Here is a 20,848-nt window from a genome sequence, read left to right on the forward strand (position 1 = left end):
CGCCCCGCCACGATGGGCGAGCGGCTGACCTTTGCGGACATCATCCTGGACTCCGCCGAACACCGGGTCTTCCGCGCCGGCCAGACGCTGCACCTGGGGCCCACCGAATTCCGGCTGCTGTCCACGATGATGGAAAAGCCCGGCCGCGTCTGGACGCGCGAACAGCTGCTGGACCGGGTCTGGGGCCGCGACATCTATGTCGACACGCGCACCATTGACGTGCATGTGGGCCGCCTRCGCAAGGCGCTGATGAAGAACGGCGGCGACGACCCGCTGCGCACCGTGCGCGGCGTGGGCTATGCCCTGGGCTGAGGCCCGGACCTAGGCCGCCAGCCCCGCATAGATGCCGCCCTGCGACAGCAGGTCGGCATGGCTGCCCATCTCGACCACGCGGCCCCGGTCCATGACCACGATGCGGTCGGCGTTCCGGATCGTGCCCAGCCTGTGGGCGATCACCAGCGTGGTGCGGCCCACCGACAGGGCATCCAGCGCCGACTGGATCTCGCGTTCGGTCTGGCTGTCCAGGGCGCTGGTCGCCTCGTCCAGGATCAGGATTGGCGGGTTCTTCAGGAAGGCCCGCGCGATGGCCACGCGCTGCTTCTGCCCGCCCGACAGCATCACCCCGCGTTCGCCCACGACCGTGTCCAGGCCCTGCGGCAGGCCTTCGATCATCTGCGCCAGTTGCGCCTTGGCGGCGGCCTGCGCGATCTCCATGTCCGAGGCGTCCAGGCGGCCATAGGCGATGTTCTCGCGCAGCGTGCCGCCGAACAGGAACACGTCCTGGCTGACCAGACCGATCTGGCGGCGCAGGCTGTGCAGGCGCATCGCGGGCAGGTCCATCCCGTCGACGACGATGCGCCCCTGGCTGGGTTCGTAGAACCGCGGCAGCAGCGCCAGCAGCGTGGTCTTGCCCGCACCCGAGGGGCCGACGAAGGCCACCGTCTCTCCGGCGCGGATGTCCAGGTCGATCCCCGACAGGATCGGGCGGTCGGGGTCATAGGCAAAGCCCACCCCCTCGAACCGGATGTCGCCGCGCAGGGCGGGGGCGTCGATCGCGTTGGGGGCGTCGGCGATCTCGGGGTCGGTGGCCAGCAGCTCCTGATAGCGGCGGAATCCGGCGATGCCGCGGGGATAGGTCTCGATCACCGCGGCGATCTTCTCCAGCGGGCGATAGAAGACGCCCACCAGCAGCAGGAAGCCCACGAAGCCGCCTGTGGTCAGTTCGCCCGACAGCACGAAGCCCGCGCCCATGACCATGACGATGACCTGCACCAGCCGCAGGCCCATGTACTGCAGCGCGCTGGACGCCGCCATCACACGGTATGCGTCCAGCTTGGCCTGGCGATAGCGGGCATTGTCGGCGGCGAAGAGATGGCTTTCATGCGCCTCGTTGCCGAAGGCCTGCACCACGCGGACGCCGCCCAGGGTCTCCTCCAGGCGCACGTTGAAATCGCCGACGCGGGAATAGATCGCACGCCAGGTCGCCGTCATCCGCCCGCCATAGACGATCACCAGGGCCAGCATGGCCGGCACGATCAGCGCCACGATGACCGCCAGCTGCGGGTTGATCCAGAACATCAGCAGGAACGCGCCGACAAAGGTCATAAGCGCGATGAAGGCGTCCTCGGGGCCGTGATGGGCGACCTCTCCGATCTCTTCCAGGTCGCGTGTGACGCGGGCGACCAGCTTGCCGGTGCGTGCGCGGTCGTACCAGCGCCAGGACAGCCGCGTCAGGTGGTCGAAGGCGCGGGCCCGCATCGCGGTCTCGATATTGATGCCCAGCTTGTGCCCCCAGTAGATCACTACCGTCAGCAGCCCGGCATTAATCGCATAAAGCGCCAGCAGCCCCCCCGCCGCGGCCAGGGTCAGCGTCCAGTCGCCCTGCGGCAGCAGGTGGTCGATGAAGGCGGTGACGGCCAGCGGAAAGGCCAGCTCCAGCAGACCCGAGACGACCGCGCAGCCGAAATCCAGCCAGAACAGGCCCAGATGCGGACGGTAGTAGGAAAAGAACTGTTTCAACATGCGGCCTCTCAGGCGGGGATGGCGACGGGGCGTCCGTCGGGGCGGGTCAGGACCTGCATCGGCAGGCCATAGACGTCGTGCAGCGTGTCGGGGCGCATCAGGGCGTCCGGGCCGCCCTGCCAGACCAGCCGCCCGGCCTTCAGCGCCACGACATGGTCGCAGAACCGCGCGGCCATGTTGACGTCGTGCAGCACGATGACGGCGCTGCGCCCCTGGTCGTGGCACATCGCGGCGACCAGGGCCAGCACCTCGACCTGATGGGCGATGTCCAGCGCGCTGATCGGTTCGTCAAGCAGCAGCGTGCCCGCCTGCTGCGCGACCATCATGGCCAGCCAGGCGCGCTGTCGTTCGCCGCCCGACAGGGTGTCGACCAGCCGATCGGCAAAGCCCGCGACCCCGCATTCGTCCAGGGCGCGTGCGACGGCGGCATGATCGGCGGGGCCGAAGCGGCCCAGGGCGCCGTGCCAGGGATAGCGGCCAAGGGCCACCAGTTCGCGCACCAGCATGCCATCGGCCGGGGGCGTGGTCTGAGGCAGGAAGGCCATGCGGCGGGCCAGGTCGCGGGCGGGCCAGTCGGCCAGGGCGCGCCCCTCGAACCGGGCGGTGCCGCCTGCCGGGACCTGTCGGGCCAGCGCGCGCAGCAGCGTGGATTTGCCCGACCCGTTATGGCCGATCAGCGCGGCCGTCCGGCCCGCGGGCAGGTCCAGCGTGATGTCGTCCAGCAGCCGGCGACCGGGGACGTCGACCGACAGGCCGGACAGGTGAAAGAGCGTCATCGATGCCTCGTCATCAGCCAGATCAGCCAGGGTGCCCCGATCAGCGAGGCGAACAGCCCAAGCGGCAGTTCATAGGGAAAGCCGGCCATGCGCGCGCCGAAATCGGCGGCCAGCATCAGCCCCGCCCCGATCAGCGCCGATCCCGTCAGGTGGTCGGCCGGGCGGGCCAGGCCGATGCGGCGGGCCAGATGCGGGGCCATCAGCCCGACGAAGGACAAAGGTCCCGTGACCATCGTCGCGGCCCCCGTGGCCAGCCCCGCCAGCACGATCAGCGCCAGTCGCGCGGGCGGCAGGCCCAGCCCCAGGCCGCGCGCGACCCCCGCCCCAAGCGGCAGCAGCGCCAGCCAGCGGCGCAGGGCCAGCGCGGCCAGCCAGACGGCCACGGCCAAGGCCGCCAGCGCGACGGCGCCCACCATCGGCACGGCGGCCGCAGATCCCGACAGCCAGGACAGGATCGCCCAGGCCCGTGCGTCGCCCACGGCCATCATCGCCGACAGCACGGCCGAGGCCAGCGCCGACACCGCGATGCCCGCCAGCAGCACGCGTTCCGCCGGCATGTCGCGACGCGCGGTAAAGGCCACCAGCACCGCCAGCGCCAGCGCGCCCCCCGCCATCGTCCCAAGCGCCAGCGCCAGCGCGCCGGGGGCGGCCAGGCCAAAGACCGCCGCCGCATAGCCAAGCGAGGCGCCGCCCGACACGCCAAGCACCTCGGGCGAGGCCAGGGGGTTCGCGGTCAGCCGCTGCAGGATCGCCCCGGCCAGCGCCAGCGCCGCCCCCGACGCCGCCGCCGCCAGCAGGCGGGGCAGGCGCATGGGCAGAAACGCCGCCAGGTTCGCGCGGTCCAGCACCGCCCAGCCCCCCGGCACCCGCCCGATCCACAACAGGACCAGCCCCGCCAGGATCAGGGCCACCGCCATCGCCGCCAGCAGCGGCCGCGGACGGGCCAGCCGCGGGGCAGGGCCGTCGCCCGATTCCGCGCCGGGCGGGGACGTGCCCCGCAGCCGCGGCAGCAGCCAGATCAACAGCGGCCCGCCGACCAGCCCGGTCAGTGCTCCGGTGGGAAACATCTCGGCCCCCAGGCCCGCCAAGGCCAGCACCAGCCCGTCGCAGATCGACAGGATCAGCGCGCCCAGGACCGGCGACCAGGCCAGCAGGCCGGGGATGGTCCGCACCCCCAGGCTGCGCGCCAGGGCAGGCGCCGCCAGCCCGACAAAGCCGATCAGCCCCAGTTCCGCCGACACGGCCGCGGCCAGCACGACCGCGACGGCCACCGCCGCCAGCCGCATCGCGGCGACGTTCAGCCCCAGGCCCTGCGCGCCCTCGGCCCCCAAGGAAAGCAGGCGCAGCGGACGGGCCAGCACTGCTGCGGCCAAGCCACCCAAGGCCAGCACCCCGGCCAGCGCGGCGACCCCCGACCAGTCCTGCTGGACCAGCGAGCCGCCGTTCCAGATGACCAGCGACAGCAGGTACTGTCCCTGCGCCAGCGTGACCGCCCCCGCAACCGCACTGGCGGTCAGCCCGACCAGCATGCCCGCGATGACCATCGTCACCGGCTGAAAGCCGCGCCGCGCGCCGATGGCCAGCACCAGCGCCGCCGCCGCGCCCGCGCCCGCCATGGCGACGGGCCAGCGCCCGCCCTCCAGCAGGGTCGGGGACAGGATCGTGGCCAGGACCAGTGCCAGCTGCGCGCCCGCGCTGATGCCAAGCGTCGTGGGATCGGCCACCGGGTTGCGCAGCACCACCTGCAGGATCGCCCCCGACAGGCCCAGCATCGCCCCCGCCAGCAGCGCGATGACCCCGCGCGGCATCAGGCCATAGGCCATGCGGATCTGATCCAGGCTCATCGCCTGCGGATCCCAGGGCAGGGCGGGCAGGGGCAGCGTGCGCGCGGCCATCAGCCACAGCGCAAGGGCGATCAGCGCCGCGCAGGGCGCAAGGGTCCGGGTCCTCATCGCCTCAGGCCTCCAGCGCGCGGGCCAGCAGGTCGCCAAAGCGCAGCGCGGCGGGCACCCCGCCAAAGGCGTTCATCCGCGGCAGGTGGTGCACGCGGCCCTGCGCCACCTGCGGCAGGGCCTGCCACAGCCGGCTGCGGGACAGCGCGCCTTGCGCCTGCGGCGGGATGGGGCCGGCGATGATCAGCCGCGCGTCGGGCATGTCGGCCAGGCGTTCAAGGGGAACCGGGGCCAGGAAGCTGAAGGCCGTCGCCTCGGACCAGGCGTTGCGCAGGCCGATGCGGGTCAGGGTGCTGCCGAAGAGGCTGTCAAAGCCGAAGGCGCGCAGGTGGCGCGCATCGCCGATATCGACCAGCGCCAACGGCCGGTCGGCATGGCGCGCGACCCGCGAGGCCAGCAGGTCCAGATGCGCGTTGGCCCGCGCCCGCGCCCGGCCGCCCGCGGCGGGATCGCCGATCTGCCGCGCCAGCGCGTCCAGCGCGTCCATCGCCTTGGGCAGCGGCGCCGCGCCCGGCTGATAGAAGGGCAGGGACAGGACCGGGGCGATCGCCTCCATCCGCGCCTGATAGCGGGTGTAATAGGGAGAGCTGAGGATCAGCGTGGGGCGGACCAGCTGCAGCAGTTCGAAATTCGGCGCGCCGCGCAGGCCCAGGTCGGTGACCGTGTCGGGGATGGCGGGGACGCCCACATCGGCGCGAAAGCGGATCAGCTCGGCCGCGGCGACCGGCATGTGGCCCAGGGCGGTCGCGGTCTCCAGCATCGCCCAGTCAATCGCGGCCAGGCGCGGGCCCGCCTCTGCGCGCAAAGGCAGGCCCGCCGCCAGCAGGATGCCGGCGGCGGTCAGAAAGGCGCGGCGGTCGGGCCGGGGCGATATGGCCCCGCGCCCTACCACGTGTAGGCGACCTTGGCGGCGACGCTGCGCCCTTCGCCGTAGTAGCAACCGAAGGAGCCGCAATTGGCGAGATAGACCTCGTCGGTGACGTTGTTCAGGTTCACGCTGGCCTCGATGTTGCCGCGGGTATAGGTCGCGGCCAGATCGACCAGGGTTACGCTGTCCAGGTCGAACGTGTTCCCGAAATCGCCCTTGCGTTCGCCGATATGGCGGATGCCGCCCCCGGCGCGCAGCCCGTTCCCGAAATCGCGGTCCAGCCACAGGCTGGCCAGATGGCGCGGCGCGTTGGGCATTTCCAGCCCGTCCTCTGGGCCGCCCTTCTGCTCGGTCTCGTTGAAGGCATAGCTGGCGCGCAGGTCCCATGCGGCGCTCAGCGCGGCGGTGGCCTCCAGTTCCAACCCCTTGGAGCGAACCTCGCCCACCTGGCGGCGGCGCCCCTGGCCAAGGTTGCGCACCAGGTTCTGTTGGGTCAGGTCATAGACGGCGGCGCTGAACAGCCCGTCAAAGCCCGCGGGCTGATACTTGACCCCAACTTCCCACTGCTTGCCCTCGGTCGGGTCCAGCGTCTCTCCGGTGGTGTCGTCGATGCCAATGGTCGGGTCGAACGAGGTCGAATAGCTGGCATAGGGCATCACGCCGTTCGCCAGGACATAGCCCAGGCCAACCCGGCCCGTGGTCGCGCTGTCGGACTGGTCGATGGGGGTGTCGCCGTCAAAGTTCGTGAACTTCGTCCCCGTCTGTTCGGTCCAATCCTGACGGATGGCCAGGCTGCCGCGCCAGTTGCCGACGGTGATCTCGTCCTGGGCATAGAGGCCGACCTGCTTCTGGCTGATGTCGGAGATGCTGGTGTACCAGGCCGGCGTCGCAGGCAGCCCGCCATAGACCGGGTCGGAAGCGTCGATGGGCTGGCCGAAGAAGAACTGCGTTGTCGTGTCGGCATCGTACTGCCGGATGTCCAACCCCAAGAGCAGGTCGTGGGTCACGCTGCCGGTGGTGATGCTGTTCGACAGGCGGGTGTCCAGATTCAGGCCTGTCGTGGATTCGTCCTGAAAGTTCGCGCCGCGCGCGACCGACAGGCCGTCGTCGGTCAGGCCGCTGACATAATGTCCGGTGTAGGTCCAGTCGAACCGTTCGGCCCGGAAGCCCTGCGACAGGGTCCAGCCGTTGTCCATCTGGTGGCTGATCTCGATGCCCAGGTTCGCCATATCGCGGTCGCTGTCGTCGAAGCCCGGTTCTCCGAAATAGGTGTCGCGCAGGGCCTTGCCGTCGCCGGTCTGCGTCAGCGCAAAGGGTACGCCGGGGGGCGAGATGGGCGCGTCCTTGGTATAGGACGCGATCACGTCCACGGTCGTCGCGTCGTCGGGCGCATAGCGCAGCGCCGCGCCCAGATATCCGCGTTCGTTGGTCAGTTCGCGGATCTGCGTCTTGCTGTCGCGCAGGATGCCGGTCAGGCGCCAGGACAGGGTCGGGCTTGCCACGCGGTTCAGGTCGAAGAAGGTCTGCGCGCTGTCATTGCTGTCATAGCCCAGACCGGCTTCCGAAAAATCGAAATCCTGTGCGCGCTTCTGAACCTGGTTGATGATCCCGGCGGGCGACCCGGCCCCGTAAAGGGACGAATTCGGGCCCTTGAGAACCTCGACCTGCTGCAGGCCATAGACCTCGAAGGCAGGCGATCCGAAATCGCGCAACTGGCGCAGGCCGTTCACGTATTGCGAACCGCGCGCCTCGAAGCCGCGCACGGTGGGGCTGTCAAAACGCGGGTCCGCGCCGAAGGGCTGGCCTACGACGCCCGCGGTGTAGTTCAGCGCCTGGCCCAGGGTCTGCGCGCCCTGATCCTCGATCTGCTGGCTGGTCACGACCGAGATCGACTGCTGCGTCTCGGCCACGGGGGTGTTCGATTTCGTGGCGACCTGTGCCTGTCCGCCGACATAGCCATCTGCCTGGACGGACGCGTCCGAGGACGCTGTCAGCACGATCTCGTCCAGCAGGATCGGCTCCGCGGCCTGCTGGGACCAGGCCACGCCGGACGACAGGGCAAGAAGGCTGGCACCGGCCAGAAGGAGGATACGGGGCTCTACGGACATGATTGCCTGCTGGATTGACACGTTTGGGCGTATCTGATCTTTTCTGTCAGATTCGTCAATCTGCCAATCCGGTTGTCGAATTCATATTTCCGACTTTTTGACTTTCCAGCCACGGACCCTGCCCATGTCGCATCTGCGCAGTCATCACGGAACCGGCCTGATCCCCCGTGCCAGCGGGGCCGCGGTCGCGGCGCTGAAGGCGCGGGCCGCGATGTGGGAGGCGCCGCTGGTCGAGGACGAGGCGGGTCTCAGCCTGCTGATCTGGGGGTCCGAGCTGCGCCTGACGCGCCAAGCCGACGCGCTGCGCATCGACCTTCTGGCGCCCGAGGACCGGCTGGTCGGCATCCTGCGCGACAGCGCGACCGAGATCCTGGCCGAGGCGGGGGTAGAGGTCGCGTGGGACGATGTCGATGCGGGCGCGCTGGCACCGGGGCTTGCGCTGCTGCGGGTGGCGGGGGTGTCGCGCCCCGTGCCGGGGTTCCTGCGCGTGCGGCTGGCGGGACCGCAGGCCGGGCAGTTCGCGCAGGGCGGCTATCACTTTCGCCTGCTGCTGCCGCCGGCGGGGCGGGCGGCCGTCTGGCCGCGCGTGGCCGCGAGCGGACGCACCGTCTGGCCCGACGGGGCGGACGCGTTGCACCGGCCGGTCTATACCGTCGTGGATCACGGGCCGGGCTGGCTGGATTTCGACATCTTCTGTCATCCGGGCAGCCCGACCTGTGACTGGGCGCAGGGCGCGCCCCTGGGCCATCAGGTCGGCGCCATCGGCCCCGGCGGCGGCAGCTGTCCTGACACCGATCAGCTGTGGCTGTTCGGCGACCAGACCGCGATGCCCGCCATCACCCGCATGCTGGCCGAGACGTGCGGCACGGCCAGCGCCGTCCTGTGCTGTGACGCGGCCGACCTGGGCGCGCTGGCGGATGATCCGCGGGTGACGCGCTGCGACGACCTGATGGCCGCGCTTGTGGCGATGCCGGACCCCGTGGGCGGGCATGTCTGGTTCGCGGCCGACGCGGCGCGCGCCCGCGCCGCGCGCAGCCACCTGCTGGCCCGCGGCCTGACCAAGACCCAGTTCACCGCCGCCGCCTATTGGTCGCGCGCAGAGGCCTGAAAAAGAACGCAGGTCTGGCTGGACGGGCGCGGCGCGGAACGCTGTCGCGTCGTCCGGCACGACCCGCGACCGGGCGTTTCGCAGGTCGCGCACCGGACGGAACGGCGACCCGCATCGGTGCCCCGCGGGAGGGGCCGCGGGCCCTTGCCCGGTGCCCCGCCGCGGCCTAGCTGGCAGGGACAGCCAGGGGGTGCGCCGATGTCGATCGAGATTGCAGGACTGACCAAGCGGTTCGACCGGACCGATGTCCTGCGCGGCATCGATCTGTCGGTCGAACCCGGAGAGCTTCTGGCGCTGCTGGGCCCGTCCGGATCGGGCAAGACCACGCTTCTGAAGATCATCGCCGGGCTGGAATGGCCCGATGCCGGGCAGTTGCGGGTCGAGGGGCAGGACTGGCTGGCGCTGGCCGCGCGCGACCGGCGCATCGGCTTTGTCTTTCAGCATTACGCCCTGTTCCCCCACATGACGGTGCGCGACAATATCGGCTTCGGCCTGTCCGTCCTGCCGCGCGGTCAGCGCCCGACCCGCGCCCAGATCGCCGCCCGCGAAGAAGAGCTGATGGCGTTTCTGCAGATCGACCACCTGGCCGACCGCTTTCCGGGGCAGCTGTCGGGCGGTCAGCGTCAGCGGGTGGCGCTTGGCCGCGCGCTGGCGATCAAGCCGCGGGTGCTGCTTCTGGACGAACCCTTCGGCGCGCTGGATGCCGCGATCCGTCGCGACCTGCGCCGCTGGCTGCGCGGCGTGCACGAGGCGACCGGATCGACGACCATCTTCGTGACCCACGACCAGGAGGAGGCCTTCGAGCTGGCCGACCGCGTGGTGGTTATGGGCGAGGGCCGGATCGAGCAGATCGGCCATGCCGACGCCATCCACGACGCCCCGGCCACCCCCTTCGTCGCGCGCTTCATGGGGGCCACGGTGCAGCTGCCCGTCACCGTCACGGGGGGCCGCGCGAAGGGGCCGGGGCTGGATCTGTCCGCATTGCCGCAGGTCGCGCTGCGCGACGGCGCGGCGCAGCTGTTCGCGCGCCCGGCAGATCTGCGCGTCGCGCCGGACGCCGACGGGCCGTGGCGCGTCCAGACCCTGGCCAGCACCGGCGCCGACCTGCGCCTGACCGTCGCCCATGCGGACGGGACCGAGGCCGAAATCCAGATGCCCCGCCGCGGCGCCCCGACGCTGAGCCGCGGCGCCCCCGTCACGCTGGCCGTCCAAGCCGCCACGATCTTTGCCGATGCCCCGATGCAGAAGGAAACCGCCTGATGAGACTGCCCCTGATCGCCACCGCCCTGGCCCTGACCCTGTCCGGCCCCGCCCTTGCGCAGGACAAGCTGCTGAACGTCAGCTATGACATCGCGCGCGAACTGTTCGAGGCGCTGAACCCCGTCTTTGCCGAGAAGTGGCAGGCCGAGACCGGGCGCAGCCTGACCATCGACATGTCGCATGGCGGATCGTCGCGCCAGGCCCGCGCCATCCTGGAGGGGCTGCCGGCCGATGTCGTGACCTTCAACCAGGAGACCGACGTGGACGTGCTGGCCGAGGGCGGCCTCCTGCCCGAGGACTGGCGCGACGCGCTGCCGAACGGGGCGTCGCCCTATTACTCGCTGCCCGCCTTCCTGGTGCGAGAGGGCAACCCCAAGGGGATCGAGGATTGGGACGACCTGGCCCGCGACGACGTGGCGCCCGTCTTCCCCAACCCCAAGACCAGCGGCAATGCGCGCTATACCTATCTGGCGGCCTATGCCTATGCGCTGGCTCAGAACAGCGGCGACCAGGCGGCGGCGCAGGAATTCGTGCGGGCCATCTTCGACAACGTGCCGGTCTTTGACACGGGCGGGCGCGCGGCCACCCAGACCTTCGCCGAACGGGGCATCGGCGACGTGCTGGTGACCTTCGAGGCCGAGACCGGCCAGATTGCCGCACAGTACGAGGCGCAGGGCTTCGAACGCGTGACCCCGTCGATCAGCCTGTTCGCGGCCTTCCCCGTGGCCGTTGTGGCCGAGAATGCCGAGGACAACGGCACGACCGAGCTAGCCGCCGCCTATCTGGACTGGTTGTACACCCCCGAGGCGCAGCGCATCCTGGCCCAGAACTACTATCGCGTCACCGATGAGACGGTCGCCGCGGAAGTCGCCGACACCCAGGCCCCGGTGGAACTGGTCACCGTGGACGACGTCTTTGGCGGATGGGACCGCGTGCGCGAGGAGCATCTGGCCGACGGTGCGATCCTGGACCAGGTCTTCGTGAACCGATGACCACGGCCACGGCCCCGATCCGCGCCAAGCGCGTCCTGCCCGGCTTCACGCTCAGCCTGGGCACGACGCTGCTGTATCTGGTACTGATCGTCCTGATCCCCATCGCGGCGCTGATCCTGAAGGGCGCGCAGATCGGGCCCGCGGGTTTCTGGGCCATCGTCAGCAGCGACCGGGCGCTGGCCGCGTTCCGCGTCACGCTGACGGCGGCGACCATCGCCACGGTCTTCAACGCGGTCTATGGCCTCTTGATGGCCTGGGTGCTGGTGCGCCACGACTTTCCGGGCAAGCGCATCCTGGACGCGCTGATGGACGTGCCCTTCGCGCTGCCCACCGCGGTGGCGGGGCTGTCGCTGACGGCGCTGTTTTCTGCCAACGGCTGGTTCGGGCAGGTGCTGCACCCCCTGGGCGTGCCGGTGGTCTATACGGTGCTGGGCATCGCGCTGGCGATGGCCTTCACCTCGATCCCCTTCGTGGTGCGCACGGTCCAGCCGGTGCTGGAGGACCTGGACCCCGCGCTGGAACAGGCGGCCGAGACCCTGGGCGCGACGCCCTGGCAATCCTTCGCCCGCGTGGTCTTTCCCGCCATCCTGCCCGCCTGGCTGGCCGGCTGCACGACCGCCTTCGCCCGGTCCCTGGGCGAGTTCGGCGCGATCGTCTTCATCGCCGGCAACCTGCCCGGACAGACCGAGATCGCGGCGCTTCTGGCCTTCATCCGGCTGGAGGAGTTCGACTATAACGGCGCGGCGGCCATCGCGCTGGTCCTCTTGGGCTTTGCGCTGGTGCTGCTGGTCCTGTCGAACATCCTGCAATCCTGGGCCGCCCGCCACCGCGAGGCCACCCGATGACGCCGCGTCGTCCCGCCCGGTCGGGCCGCCTGCTGGTGGCCACGGCCGTGGTGCTGACTCTGCTGATCGTGGTGGCGCCGCTGGTCTTCATCTTTGCCCGCGCCTTTTCCGAAGGCTGGCGGGTCTATGCCGACACCATCCTGCATCCCGATACGCTGCACGCCATCTGGCTGACCAGCCTGGTCGCGCTGATCGTGGTGCCGATCAACATCGCCTTCGGCATCGCCGCCGCATGGGCGGTGGCCAAGCACCGCTTCTGGGGGCGCGGCATCCTGGTCACCATGATCGAGATCCCGTTCTCTATCTCTCCGATCATCGCGGGGATCTGCTATCTGCTGCTCTATGGCCGCCAGGGGCTGCTGGGGCCGTGGCTGCGCGAGGTCGACCTGCAGGTCATGTTCGCGCTGCCGGGCATCGTGCTGGTGACGCTGTTCGTGACCGCACCCTTTGTCGCGCGCGAGGTGCTGCCCCTGATGCAGGCGCAGGGGACCGATCAGGAACAGGCGGCGGTGACGCTTGGCGCGTCGGGCTGGCAGGTGTTCCGCCGCGTGACCCTGCCCAACATCAGGTGGGCGCTGCTGTACGGTGCGGTCCTGTGCACGGCGCGCGCGGTGGGCGAATTCGGGGGCGTGTCCGTGGTGTCGGGCAACATTCGCGGCCAGACCAACACGCTGCCCCTGCATATCGAGCTGCTGTTCAACGATCTGAACGCGGTGGGCGCCTTTGCGGCGGCCTCGACCCTGACCCTGCTGGCGCTGGTCGCGCTGGTCCTAAAGGCGGTGCTGGAGGGGCGGCGCGGCTGAGGGCCCCGCTTGCCCCCGCGGGGCGCCGGGCATAGCGTGGGGTCCAACGCATCAGCCGAGGACATCATGACCCATCACGGCCAGGAACTGAGATCGACGATCACGCCCGACGGAACGCTGCGGGTGCATCTGGAGCCCGTCACCCATCCCGACCCCGGTCCCGGCCAGCTGCTGGTGCGGATCGAGGCGGCGCCGATCAACCCGTCGGACCTGGGGCTGCTGTTCGGGCCCGCCGACATGGACAGCCTCGCCGCAGGGGGCACCCCCGACGCCCCGGTCCTGACCGCCACGGTTCCCCCCGCCGCGATGCCCGCGATGAAGGCCCGCATCGGCCAGTCGCTGCCCGTGGGCAACGAAGGCGCGGGCACCGTCATCGCCGCCGGCCCCGACCTGTCCCATCTGGTGGGCAAGCGCGTGGCGATGATCGGGGGGGCGATGTATGCGGACCTGCGCCTGATCGGGCTGGAGGCCTGCATCGTGCTGCCCGACGGCGCGACCGCGGAGCAGGGCGCGTCGCTGTTCGTGAACCCGCTGACCGCGCTCGGCTTTGTCGAGACGATGCGGGCCGAGGGGCACAGCGCCATCGTCCACGCGCCTGCCGCGTCGAACCTGGGCCAGATGCTGGTGCGCATCTGCAAGGATGACGGGATCGGCCTGGTCAACATCGTGCGCAGCCAGGACCAGGTCCGGCTGCTGCGCGATCTGGGTGCGGTCCATGTCGTTGACAGCAGCAGCGACAGCTTTCGCGCCGATCTGGAAGAGGCGATCGAGGCCACCGGCGCGACGCTGGCCTTCGACGCCATCGGCGGCGGAGAGATGACCAGCATCATCCTGAACGCGATGGAGGCCGTGGCCGCGCGCAAGATGGACAGCTATGACCGGTACGGGTCGGACGTGATGAAGCAGGTCTATGTCTATGGCGCGCTGGACACGGGGCCGACGGTGCTGCGCCGCGGATTCGGGTTCAGCTGGCGCATCGGCGGCTGGCTGCTGTTCCACATGCTGCGCCGTACCGAAAAGGCGATCACCCAGAGGATGCGCGAACGGGTCGCGGCGGAAATGACCACGACCTTTGCCAGCCATTATTCCGAACGCCTGACCCTGCGCGAGGCGCTGTCGCCCGATGCGGCCCGCGCCTATGTCCGCAAGGCCACGGGGGCCAAGTACCTGATCACCGGCCCGCGCCTCTAGGCGCAGGTCGAGGTCGCGATCACCGGGAACAGTGTCACCAGGGTCGAGACGAACCCGATCCAGGCCCCCATGGTGATCAACTGCCGCGGGCGTCCCCGGCCCGCGGGCATGACCCGGATCAGCACCAGGTGCAGGATCAACCCCGCGCCCCATGCCAGCCACATCGCCATGTGGTGCCAGTCGGCGATGGGGGCGGGGCGGTCGGTCCAGCCCAGGTTGCAGCCCGCGCCGTGCAGCGCATAGACCAGCAGGAACATCGCTGCCCACAGGATCGGCCCGGCCAGTGCGCGCCACAGCCAGCTCATGACAGCACCTCCTGCGCGGCGACCAGGGTCAGCGACACGGCCGAGGTGCCCAGCCAGAAGGACTGGAACAGCTGCCAGATCGGGGCGGCGCCGCGGCGGGCCCAACTGGTGCGGCCACCGCGGGCATCGGCCAGGCTGCGCAGGGCCAGCATCGCCGTGACGACGCCGTGGAACACCGCAAAGCCCAGGATCACCGCACGCAGCGCGTCGCGCGCGTGACGGCGCGGGTCATCCAGCCCCAGGGCCAGCCCCGCCAATGCCACCAGCGCGACCAGGCAGGCGGCCAGTCCGATCCCGGCCCAAGTGCTGCCCGCCGCCCGGTCGCGCAGCGCCTCGGCCCGGTGGGCGGCGATCAGGCCGACCGCCATCGCCGCCAGGGCCAGCGCCGCCGTGACCGCCATCGGCAGGGTCGACAGGCCGCTGGCCGGGGCCGGCCATGCGGGGGCCACGACCGACAGGAAGCCCACCCCGAACAGCAGCGATGCGTACAGCGTCCCGTCCGCCAGAAGCAGCGCCACCGTCCCCGTGCGGGCCAGCGTGTTGCGGGTCTGCCAATGCAGCGGCAACGTCAGGCCCGGTGCCACCCGAACGTCGGGGTGATCGGTCGTCGATCCCATGATGTCGCCCCATTTCCATGCCGCGATCAGGGTCAGCACGATGCCCACGGGCGCCAGCCAGTAGAGCCCGGCCAGCACAGCCCCGAAGAAGCTGCCGATGGCGGCAGAGGTGAACAGCGGCAGCATGGTGCTTTTGGCCAGGACGGCGACGTGGTCGGGCCGACCGCTGCCGGCGTCCAGGGCCAGTGTCTCTCGCAGGTCACGCGGCGCGCCGGGCAGCAACCCCTCGCCCCGCGCCAGGGGCAGCAGGGCCGCGGAATCGGGCTGGCGCGGGCCGGGCAGCGAGGCGAAGTTGTAGGACGGGGCGGGCACGGGCATCGCCCAGTCCAGCGTGGGCGCGCCCCAGGGGTTGCGCCAGCTGCGCCGCCCGAACAGCCACTGCATCACCACGTCGAAGGCGAACAGCGCAAAGCCCGCAGACATGATCATGCCGAAGATCGACGAGATCAGGTTCAGCCATTCCCATTCCGGGTTGTTGGGATAGACCGCGACGCGGCGCGGCATGCCCAGAAGGCCTGTCAGGTGCATCAGGAAGAACGTGCCGTGAAATCCGATGAGGATCAGCCAGAACGCCGATTCCCCCAGGCCCCGCACCCGCCAGCGCCCGCAGATCAGCGGCATCCAGTAGCTGACCGCGGCCAGCATCGGAAAGACGAAGCCGCCGACCAGCACGTAATGAAGGTGCGCGGTGACGAAGGCGGTGTCATGCGCCTGCCAGTTGAACGGCACCATGGCCAGCATCACGCCGGTCAGCCCGCCCAAGACGAAGGTCAAGAAGAACCCCATGACGTACAGCATGGGCAGGCGGAAGCTGACCTTGCCGTCCCACAGCGTGCCGATCCAGGCAAAGACCTGGATTGCCGTGGGGACCGCCACCAGAGCCGATGCCGCGCTGAAGAAGGCCAGCGCCATGTGCGGAATGCCCACCGTGAACATATGGTGGACCCACAGGCCGAAGGACAGGAACACCAGCCCCGCGATGGCCGCGACGATCGCGCCGTATCCCAGGATCGTGGTGCGCGACATGATCGGGATGATCGTGGACAGCGCGCCCGCGGCGGGCAGGAAGATGATATAGACCTCGGGGTGGCCGAACAGCCAGAACAGGTGCTGCCACAGCAGCGGGTCGCCGCCCCGCGCGATGTCGAAGAACGGCCAGTCGAAGGCGCGCTGCACCTCCAGCAGGATCGACCCCAGGATCAGCGGCGGAAAGCCCACCAGCATCATCACCGCCGTGCCCAGCAGGTACCAGCCCATCAGCGGCATCCGGGTCAGCGGCATATGCGCCGCGCGGCAGCGCAGGATGGTCACGGTGATCTCGACCGCGGCGGCCATGGCGCTGATCTCGACGAAGGTCACGCCCAACAGCCAGACATCGGCGTTGATGCCCGGGGTGTGGGTGCTGTCGGCCAGCGGCACGTACATGAACCACCCGCCATCGGGGGCCACGCCCGCCACCAGCGACAGCACGATCACCGTGCCCCCGAACAGATAGCACCAGTAGCCCAGGGCCGACAGGCGCGGGAACGCCATGTCCCGCGCGCCCAGGATCTTGGGCAGCAGCCACAGGGCCAGCCCCTCCAGCATGGGGATGGCGAACAGGAACATCATGATGCTGCCGTGCATCGTGAAGATCTGGTTGTACAGCTCGACATCCAGGAAGGCGCCGTCGCGGGTCGCCAGCTGCGCGCGGATCAGCATCGCCAGAACGCCGCCGATGGCGAAGAACACGAAGGACGTCGCCATGAAGCGCAGGCCGATCGTGCCGTGGTTGACCGAGGTGAGGAACCCCCGCCATCCCGGCTCGTCCGACCAGGTACGGTCCAGCTGACGGTGCAGGGCCAGCGCGCGCTGCGGCGCGTTGGGGGCCACGTCGCTGGCGGGGTCGAACATCGGGTCCATCGGGGCGATGGTCCGGCCGCCCTGCGGCTGCGGATCGGTCATGGGCGGGTCTCCGGGATCAGGGCGCCCGACATGTCGGGCATCGGGCCGTTCGGGTCATAGGCCACGACGGTGAAACGCATGAAGCTGTGCCCGGTGCCGCAGAATTCGGCGCACAGGCCCTCGTAGGTGCCGGGCTGGTCGGCGCGCAGGCGGTGGATGTTCTGGTGGCCCGGGATGGCGTCCATCTTGCCGCCCAGTTGCGGCACCCAGAAGCTGTGGATGACGTCCTGGGCGGTGATGACCACGTCGAAATCCTGTCCCGCCGGCACATAGAGCGTATCGCGGGTCTGCACGATGGCGCCGTCAGGGCCGGGCTGGTCGAACCGCCATTCCCATTGCGCGGCATGGGCCTGGACGCGGGGGACGTCGTCGGCGCGCGCCAGCATCCCCTCTCCCAGCCACAGCGAAAACCCCAGGAGGACGACCAGCACCGACATCGAGAACCCAAGGCCCCAGCCCCAGATCCACGTCCGTTCCGACCGCCGCGCGCCGTTGTTGCGCACCGCCAGGACCAGCAGCCCGAAGACCAGGACGCAGATCAGCGCCGAGCCCGCCAGCATGATCCACCACAACAGCGCGATGTCGCGCGCCGCGGGGCCCGCGGGGCTCAGCGTGCTGTGCCCGCCGCCGCATGCGGCCAGCAGCGGAACCACGGCCCCCGCCAATGCCTTGTGCCAGAAGCCCCTGACCCAACGAGAGTGCCCATGCGCCAGAGACGCACCTGGAAACAGCGACGCCGCCTTGCAGACCCGATCGAGGAACATGTCGCCTTCAACGACACCGAGACCAAGATCGCCCTGTCCGGCCATCCGCTGCACGCGATGATGGTGGCCTTTCCCATCGCGCTGGCTTTCTCCACCTTCGGGGCCGACGCGATGTACTGGCTGACCGCCGACGCATTTTGGCCGCGCGTCGCGCTGTGGGCGACCGGCGCGGCTTTTGGTTTGGGGGTCCTGGCCGGGATCACCGGCACGATCGAGTTGCTGATGGTGCCCGGCATCCGCATCCGGGCGGCAAGCTGGACGCATTTCATCCTCGCGGTGATGCTGTTGTCCCTGCTGGGACTGAACTGGGGGTTCCGCCTGCCCGATCCGCAGGCCGTGGTGCTGCCCTGGGGCATCCTGCTGTCGGCGCTGACGGCGGCCATGACCGGGATCACCGGCTGGCATGGGGGCAAGCTGGTCTTCGATTATCAGATCGGCACGAAAAGCGACGGGGCGGGCGGCTAGGCGAGCCGTCATGGCTGGTCCACCGACTGACCGCGGGGGGCCAGCATGAAATCGGGCATCCAGTCCGCGACCCAGGCCAGGTCCGGCTTGGCCAGCACCAGCCACAGCACGCCCATCATCAGGGGCAGCCCCAACACCAGCGCCCAAAGGGCCGACGGCATGTTCTGCAGCCCGCGATGTTCCCCCGATGTCAGGATCAGGTGACCGATCCAGGCATGGACCAGCGCCATGCCCGCGACCAGCGTCAGCTTGGCCACGAACCACAGGTCGAACACCTGATCGGCAAAGATCAGGCCGGTCCCGGCCGCGATGGCGATGACCGCCGCCGGCGTCGCAAAGCCGACATAGCCGAAATGCGTGATCAGCCGGAATTCGGCATAGCGGGCCTGGGTCTGGCTGCTGTCGGCCTTGCCGCGCCAGATCTGGCCATAGAAATGCAGAAGCAGCGGCAGCGCCACCAGCGATGCGCACCAGCACAGCATGGCCGCCAAGTGCAGGTACTTCAGCCCCGCGACCATCATGCGGCGAACCCCCGCCGCCAGGCATGCCAGACCATGCGTCCCGCGATGGCCGCCACGGGGACAAAGCCCGGCACCCACATGATCAGGCCTGCCAACTGCTGGTCCGACAGGGGCGACATGCCCCAGGCCATCGCGCCGCCCACATGCGGGAAATACAGAATGTCGGGGGCAAAGGTCAGGATCGCGCCCAGAAAGCCCATGATGCCGGCCAGCCCGCCGATCAGCACGGCGCGGCGCATCGCCTCCTCGGCTCCGAAACCGGGGGCCAGGACCGCCGACCAGAACGCCCAGGCCGGAAGCAGCATTGCCGCCTGCATCACCCAATACAGCGTGTCCGACGCCCAGATGGCGTCATAGACCCCGGGCAGGTGCCACGCGATCATCGCCGCGCTGACCGCGGCCAGCGACAGCCCGGCCGGCAGTCGCGGCAGCAGCGGCAGCGCCGCGGCCAGCGCCGGCGCGGCCAGCGTGATCAGCACCAGATGATGCGCCGCCCGCGCCGAGAACAGCGCCACAGTCAGCGCACAAAGGGGCGACACGAACGCCACGACCAGCGCCCCCACCGCCAGGGCCGCGGGGCCGCGACGGTCGGGCACCGCCTTGCGCGCCAGGACCAGCGCCAGCGCCGCGATGCCGATCAGCACCCAAGGATCGAGGTTCCAGCTGGACCACAGCTGGTCCGGCGCCGGTGCCGGGCCGCAATAGGGCATCAGCGCCTGTGTCATCGTCTCTCCTTGGTTGCGGATCGCGGGCGGGCGCGCGCAATGTCGTTCCCCAACAATGGCCTGCGCCCCGGGTTCCATGCAAGCATTCGGAACTGCGTGCAAGCGGTGGCGTTGGCCCCCCATGACCGTCGCCCCAAGCCAGAATCCCGACGCGCATATCCGCCCCGGCGACCGCACAGGGGCCGTGCGGTTGCAGGCCGCAGTCTGGATCATGCTGGCGCTGGCGGCCCTGATCCTGCCCTTTGCGGTGATCCTGGCCGGCGATCCACCACGGGATGCGGCCTTCACGCAGACGATGGCCTTTGGGCTTGGCTTCGGGGCGCTGGCGCTGGTCGGGCTGCAATTCGCGTTGACCGGACGGCTGAAGCCGTTGCTGCGTCCGTTCGGTGCCGACATCATCCCGGTCTTTCACCGGTTCCTCAGCTGGGGGGCGGTGGCGCTGATGCTGGGGCATTTCGCGATGATGTACATCTGGCACAAGGACGACATGGGTGTCCTGAACCCGCTGAAGGCCGATCCCTACATGACGGCGGGTCGGGTTGCGCTGGTCTGCTTCGGGGCGATGGTGATCACGTCGGAATTCCGCAAGCGACTGCGGCTGGACTATCTGTGGTGGCGGTACCTGCATGTCGGCCTGGCGCTGACCGGCTTTGCGGCGGCGATCTGGCATGTGCTGGGGGCGGGGCATTTCACCGGGGCCGACGGGACGCAGGGGCTGTGGCTGGCGATCACGCTGGCTTGGGTCGGGCTGATCGCCTACACCCGCCTGCTGCGCCCCTGGCGACAGTCGCGCAACCCGTGGCGCGTGATCGAGAACCGCGACGAGGGCGACGGCATACGCACCCTGATCCTGCGCCCCGAGGGGCGTGCGCTGCGCAACTGGCGGCCGGGACAGTTCGCATGGCTGGCCGTGGGCGGCACGCCCTATTCGCTGCGCGAACATCCGTTCTCGATCTCGACCGCGCCCGACAAGGGGCCGGACATCAGCTTTTCCATCAAGCCCCTGGGGGACGACAGCCGCCGCCTGTCGCGGACGCCGGTGGGCAGCGTGGCCTGGATCGACGGGCCCTATGGCGTCTTCACCATCGACCGCGAGGCCCATGCCCAAGGGTTCGTGATGATCGCGGGCGGCGTGGGCATCACGCCCATCCTGGCCAACCTTCACGCGCTGCAGGCCCGCCGCGATCCGCGCACCATCCACCTGCTTTATGCGAACAAGGACTGGGACGACGTGCCGTTCCGAGATCAGCTGGCCCGCATCGCCCAGGACATCGACCTGCGCGTGACCCATGTGATCGAGGAGCCGCCCGAACCCTGGGACACGGGCGGCCACGTGGCGGTCAAGGGGCGGATCGACGCCGCGATGCTGGACCAGGTGCTGCCCGACCGGACGCGTCACTGGCCGCACATGATGTGCGGGCCTGCGCCGATGCTTGCGGCAATTCGTGCGGGGCTGGCGGGCAGAGGCACGCCCCTGTCCGCGATCCACGCCGAAATCTTCGAGATGGTGTGACCGATGCGCCCGCGTCTTGCCTTGGCCTTGGCCATCCTGCTGATCGCCGTGACGGTGGCTTGCGCCATC

General features: G+C 70.0%; 19 protein-coding genes. 9 read left to right on the plus strand and 10 right to left on the minus strand.

Annotated features, from left to right (window positions below; genetic code table 11):
* The coding region (locus SY26_RS05535; protein WP_045999717.1) for a winged helix-turn-helix domain-containing protein at positions 1 to 312 on the plus strand (312 nt) is incomplete at its 5' end.
* 9 nt (positions 313 to 321) lie between these two features.
* Here the strand turns inward: SY26_RS05535 and SY26_RS05540 are convergent.
* The 5 genes from SY26_RS05540 to SY26_RS05560 are packed head-to-tail and all read right to left on the minus strand — an operon-like array spanning position 322 to position 7,726.
* Complete coding sequence (locus SY26_RS05540; protein ID WP_045999718.1) at positions 322 to 2,022, minus strand: ABC transporter ATP-binding protein; 1,701 nt, start codon at positions 2,020 to 2,022, stop codon at positions 322 to 324.
* Between the two features lie 8 nt (positions 2,023 to 2,030).
* The gene (locus tag SY26_RS05545) at positions 2,031 to 2,798 is read right to left on the minus strand and encodes an ABC transporter ATP-binding protein (protein WP_045999719.1); all 768 of its coding nucleotides are present in this window, start codon (positions 2,796 to 2,798) and stop codon (positions 2,031 to 2,033) included.
* The gene (gene fhuB, locus SY26_RS05550) at positions 2,795 to 4,750 is read right to left on the minus strand and encodes a Fe(3+)-hydroxamate ABC transporter permease FhuB (protein WP_045999720.1); all 1,956 of its coding nucleotides are present in this window, start codon (positions 4,748 to 4,750) and stop codon (positions 2,795 to 2,797) included. The genes SY26_RS05545 and fhuB overlap by 4 nt, the downstream gene beginning before the upstream one ends.
* 4 nt (positions 4,751 to 4,754) lie before the next feature.
* On the minus strand, positions 4,755 to 5,642 hold the full coding sequence (locus SY26_RS05555; RefSeq protein ID WP_045999721.1) for an ABC transporter substrate-binding protein: 888 nt from the start codon (positions 5,640 to 5,642) through the stop codon (positions 4,755 to 4,757).
* Positions 5,636 to 7,726, minus strand: coding sequence for a TonB-dependent siderophore receptor (locus SY26_RS05560; RefSeq protein ID WP_046000253.1), 2,091 nt, complete (start codon positions 7,724 to 7,726; stop codon positions 5,636 to 5,638). The genes SY26_RS05555 and SY26_RS05560 overlap by 7 nt, the downstream gene beginning before the upstream one ends.
* Before the next feature lie 124 nt (positions 7,727 to 7,850).
* On the opposite strand from SY26_RS05560, the gene SY26_RS05565 reads away from it, so the two are divergent.
* The 6 genes from SY26_RS05565 (at position 7,851) to SY26_RS05590 (ending at position 13,925) form a co-directional block, all read left to right on the plus strand.
* Positions 7,851 to 8,834, plus strand: coding sequence for a siderophore-interacting protein (locus tag SY26_RS05565; RefSeq protein WP_045999722.1), 984 nt, complete (start codon positions 7,851 to 7,853; stop codon positions 8,832 to 8,834).
* Between the two features lie 198 nt (positions 8,835 to 9,032).
* Complete coding sequence (locus tag SY26_RS05570) at positions 9,033 to 10,094, plus strand: sulfate/molybdate ABC transporter ATP-binding protein (RefSeq protein ID WP_045999723.1); 1,062 nt, start codon at positions 9,033 to 9,035, stop codon at positions 10,092 to 10,094.
* Positions 10,094 to 11,086, plus strand: a complete 993-nt coding sequence (locus SY26_RS05575) for a sulfate ABC transporter substrate-binding protein (RefSeq protein WP_045999724.1) — start codon at positions 10,094 to 10,096, stop codon at positions 11,084 to 11,086. Before SY26_RS05570 ends, SY26_RS05575 begins: the two co-directional genes overlap by 1 nt.
* Complete coding sequence (gene cysT, locus SY26_RS05580) at positions 11,083 to 11,931, plus strand: sulfate ABC transporter permease subunit CysT (protein ID WP_045999725.1); 849 nt, start codon at positions 11,083 to 11,085, stop codon at positions 11,929 to 11,931. Before SY26_RS05575 ends, cysT begins: the two co-directional genes overlap by 4 nt.
* Positions 11,928 to 12,734, plus strand: coding sequence for a sulfate ABC transporter permease subunit CysW (cysW, locus tag SY26_RS05585; RefSeq protein ID WP_045999726.1), 807 nt, complete (start codon positions 11,928 to 11,930; stop codon positions 12,732 to 12,734). Before cysT ends, cysW begins: the two co-directional genes overlap by 4 nt.
* Before the next feature lie 66 nt (positions 12,735 to 12,800).
* Positions 12,801 to 13,925 (plus strand): zinc-binding dehydrogenase, encoded by a 1,125-nt coding sequence (locus SY26_RS05590; protein ID WP_045999727.1) that lies wholly within the window; start codon positions 12,801 to 12,803, stop codon positions 13,923 to 13,925.
* Here SY26_RS05590 and SY26_RS05595 read toward each other — a convergent pair.
* From SY26_RS05595 to coxB, 3 genes are read right to left on the minus strand one after another with little or no spacing between them, the layout of a single operon-like run.
* On the minus strand, positions 13,922 to 14,230 hold the full coding sequence (locus tag SY26_RS05595) for a hypothetical protein (RefSeq protein ID WP_045999728.1): 309 nt from the start codon (positions 14,228 to 14,230) through the stop codon (positions 13,922 to 13,924). The two genes, SY26_RS05590 and SY26_RS05595, sit on opposite strands and share 4 nt — an antisense overlap.
* Positions 14,227 to 16,740, minus strand: coding sequence for a cytochrome c oxidase subunit I (locus SY26_RS22105; protein ID WP_046000254.1), 2,514 nt, complete (start codon positions 16,738 to 16,740; stop codon positions 14,227 to 14,229). The genes SY26_RS05595 and SY26_RS22105 overlap by 4 nt, the downstream gene beginning before the upstream one ends.
* A 47-nt stretch (positions 16,741 to 16,787) precedes the next feature.
* Positions 16,788 to 17,444 (minus strand): cytochrome c oxidase subunit II, encoded by a 657-nt coding sequence (gene coxB / locus SY26_RS05605; RefSeq protein ID WP_232303274.1) that lies wholly within the window; start codon positions 17,442 to 17,444, stop codon positions 16,788 to 16,790.
* A 51-nt stretch (positions 17,445 to 17,495) separates the two neighbouring features.
* On the opposite strand from coxB, the gene SY26_RS05610 reads away from it, so the two are divergent.
* Positions 17,496 to 18,020 (plus strand): DUF2231 domain-containing protein, encoded by a 525-nt coding sequence (locus SY26_RS05610; protein WP_046000256.1) that lies wholly within the window; start codon positions 17,496 to 17,498, stop codon positions 18,018 to 18,020.
* Positions 18,021 to 18,028: 8 nt separating this feature from the next.
* Here the strand turns inward: SY26_RS05610 and SY26_RS05615 are convergent, their stop codons facing one another.
* The gene (locus SY26_RS05615) at positions 18,029 to 18,541 is read right to left on the minus strand and encodes a CopD family protein (protein WP_198143092.1); all 513 of its coding nucleotides are present in this window, start codon (positions 18,539 to 18,541) and stop codon (positions 18,029 to 18,031) included.
* The gene (locus SY26_RS05620) at positions 18,538 to 19,266 is read right to left on the minus strand and encodes a cytochrome c oxidase assembly protein (RefSeq protein WP_045999729.1); all 729 of its coding nucleotides are present in this window, start codon (positions 19,264 to 19,266) and stop codon (positions 18,538 to 18,540) included. Before SY26_RS05620 ends, SY26_RS05615 begins: the two co-directional genes overlap by 4 nt.
* Before the next feature lie 121 nt (positions 19,267 to 19,387).
* Between SY26_RS05620 and SY26_RS05625 the strand changes: the two genes are divergently transcribed.
* Positions 19,388 to 20,779, plus strand: a complete 1,392-nt coding sequence (locus SY26_RS05625) for a ferric reductase-like transmembrane domain-containing protein (RefSeq protein ID WP_052715147.1) — start codon at positions 19,388 to 19,390, stop codon at positions 20,777 to 20,779.
* Positions 20,780 to 20,848: the final 69 nt, after the last annotated feature.

Origin of the sequence: Paracoccus sp. 228, from assembly GCF_000967825.1 — a bacterium.
Classification (GTDB): Bacteria; Pseudomonadota; Alphaproteobacteria; order Rhodobacterales; family Rhodobacteraceae; genus Paracoccus; species Paracoccus marcusii.

Bases quoted from the DNA above. Each gene is read 5' to 3' on its own strand.
- SY26_RS05560 (WP_046000253.1), bottom strand. From the start codon at position 7,726: ATGTCCGTAGAGCCCCGTATCCTCCTTCTGGCCGGTGCCAGCCTTCTT.
- SY26_RS22105 (WP_046000254.1), bottom strand. From the start codon at position 16,740: ATGTTCGACCCCGCCAGCGACGTGGCCCCCAACGCGCCGCAGCGCGCG.
- SY26_RS05545 (WP_045999719.1), bottom strand. From the start codon at position 2,798: ATGACGCTCTTTCACCTGTCCGGCCTGTCGGTCGACGTCCCCGGTCGC.
- SY26_RS05595 (WP_045999728.1), bottom strand. From the start codon at position 14,230: ATGAGCTGGCTGTGGCGCGCACTGGCCGGGCCGATCCTGTGGGCAGCG.
- SY26_RS05590 (WP_045999727.1), top strand. From the start codon at position 12,801: ATGACCCATCACGGCCAGGAACTGAGATCGACGATCACGCCCGACGGA.
- cysT (WP_045999725.1), top strand. From the start codon at position 11,083: ATGACCACGGCCACGGCCCCGATCCGCGCCAAGCGCGTCCTGCCCGGC.
- SY26_RS05625 (WP_052715147.1), top strand. From the start codon at position 19,388: ATGACCGTCGCCCCAAGCCAGAATCCCGACGCGCATATCCGCCCCGGC.
- SY26_RS05615 (WP_198143092.1), bottom strand. From the start codon at position 18,541: ATGATGGTCGCGGGGCTGAAGTACCTGCACTTGGCGGCCATGCTGTGC.
- fhuB (WP_045999720.1), bottom strand. From the start codon at position 4,750: ATGAGGACCCGGACCCTTGCGCCCTGCGCGGCGCTGATCGCCCTTGCG.
- SY26_RS05620 (WP_045999729.1), bottom strand. From the start codon at position 19,266: ATGACACAGGCGCTGATGCCCTATTGCGGCCCGGCACCGGCGCCGGAC.
- SY26_RS05575 (WP_045999724.1), top strand. From the start codon at position 10,094: ATGAGACTGCCCCTGATCGCCACCGCCCTGGCCCTGACCCTGTCCGGC.
- SY26_RS05540 (WP_045999718.1), bottom strand. From the start codon at position 2,022: ATGTTGAAACAGTTCTTTTCCTACTACCGTCCGCATCTGGGCCTGTTC.
- SY26_RS05565 (WP_045999722.1), top strand. From the start codon at position 7,851: ATGTCGCATCTGCGCAGTCATCACGGAACCGGCCTGATCCCCCGTGCC.
- cysW (WP_045999726.1), top strand. From the start codon at position 11,928: ATGACGCCGCGTCGTCCCGCCCGGTCGGGCCGCCTGCTGGTGGCCACG.
- SY26_RS05610 (WP_046000256.1), top strand. From the start codon at position 17,496: ATGCGCCAGAGACGCACCTGGAAACAGCGACGCCGCCTTGCAGACCCG.
- SY26_RS05570 (WP_045999723.1), top strand. From the start codon at position 9,033: ATGTCGATCGAGATTGCAGGACTGACCAAGCGGTTCGACCGGACCGAT.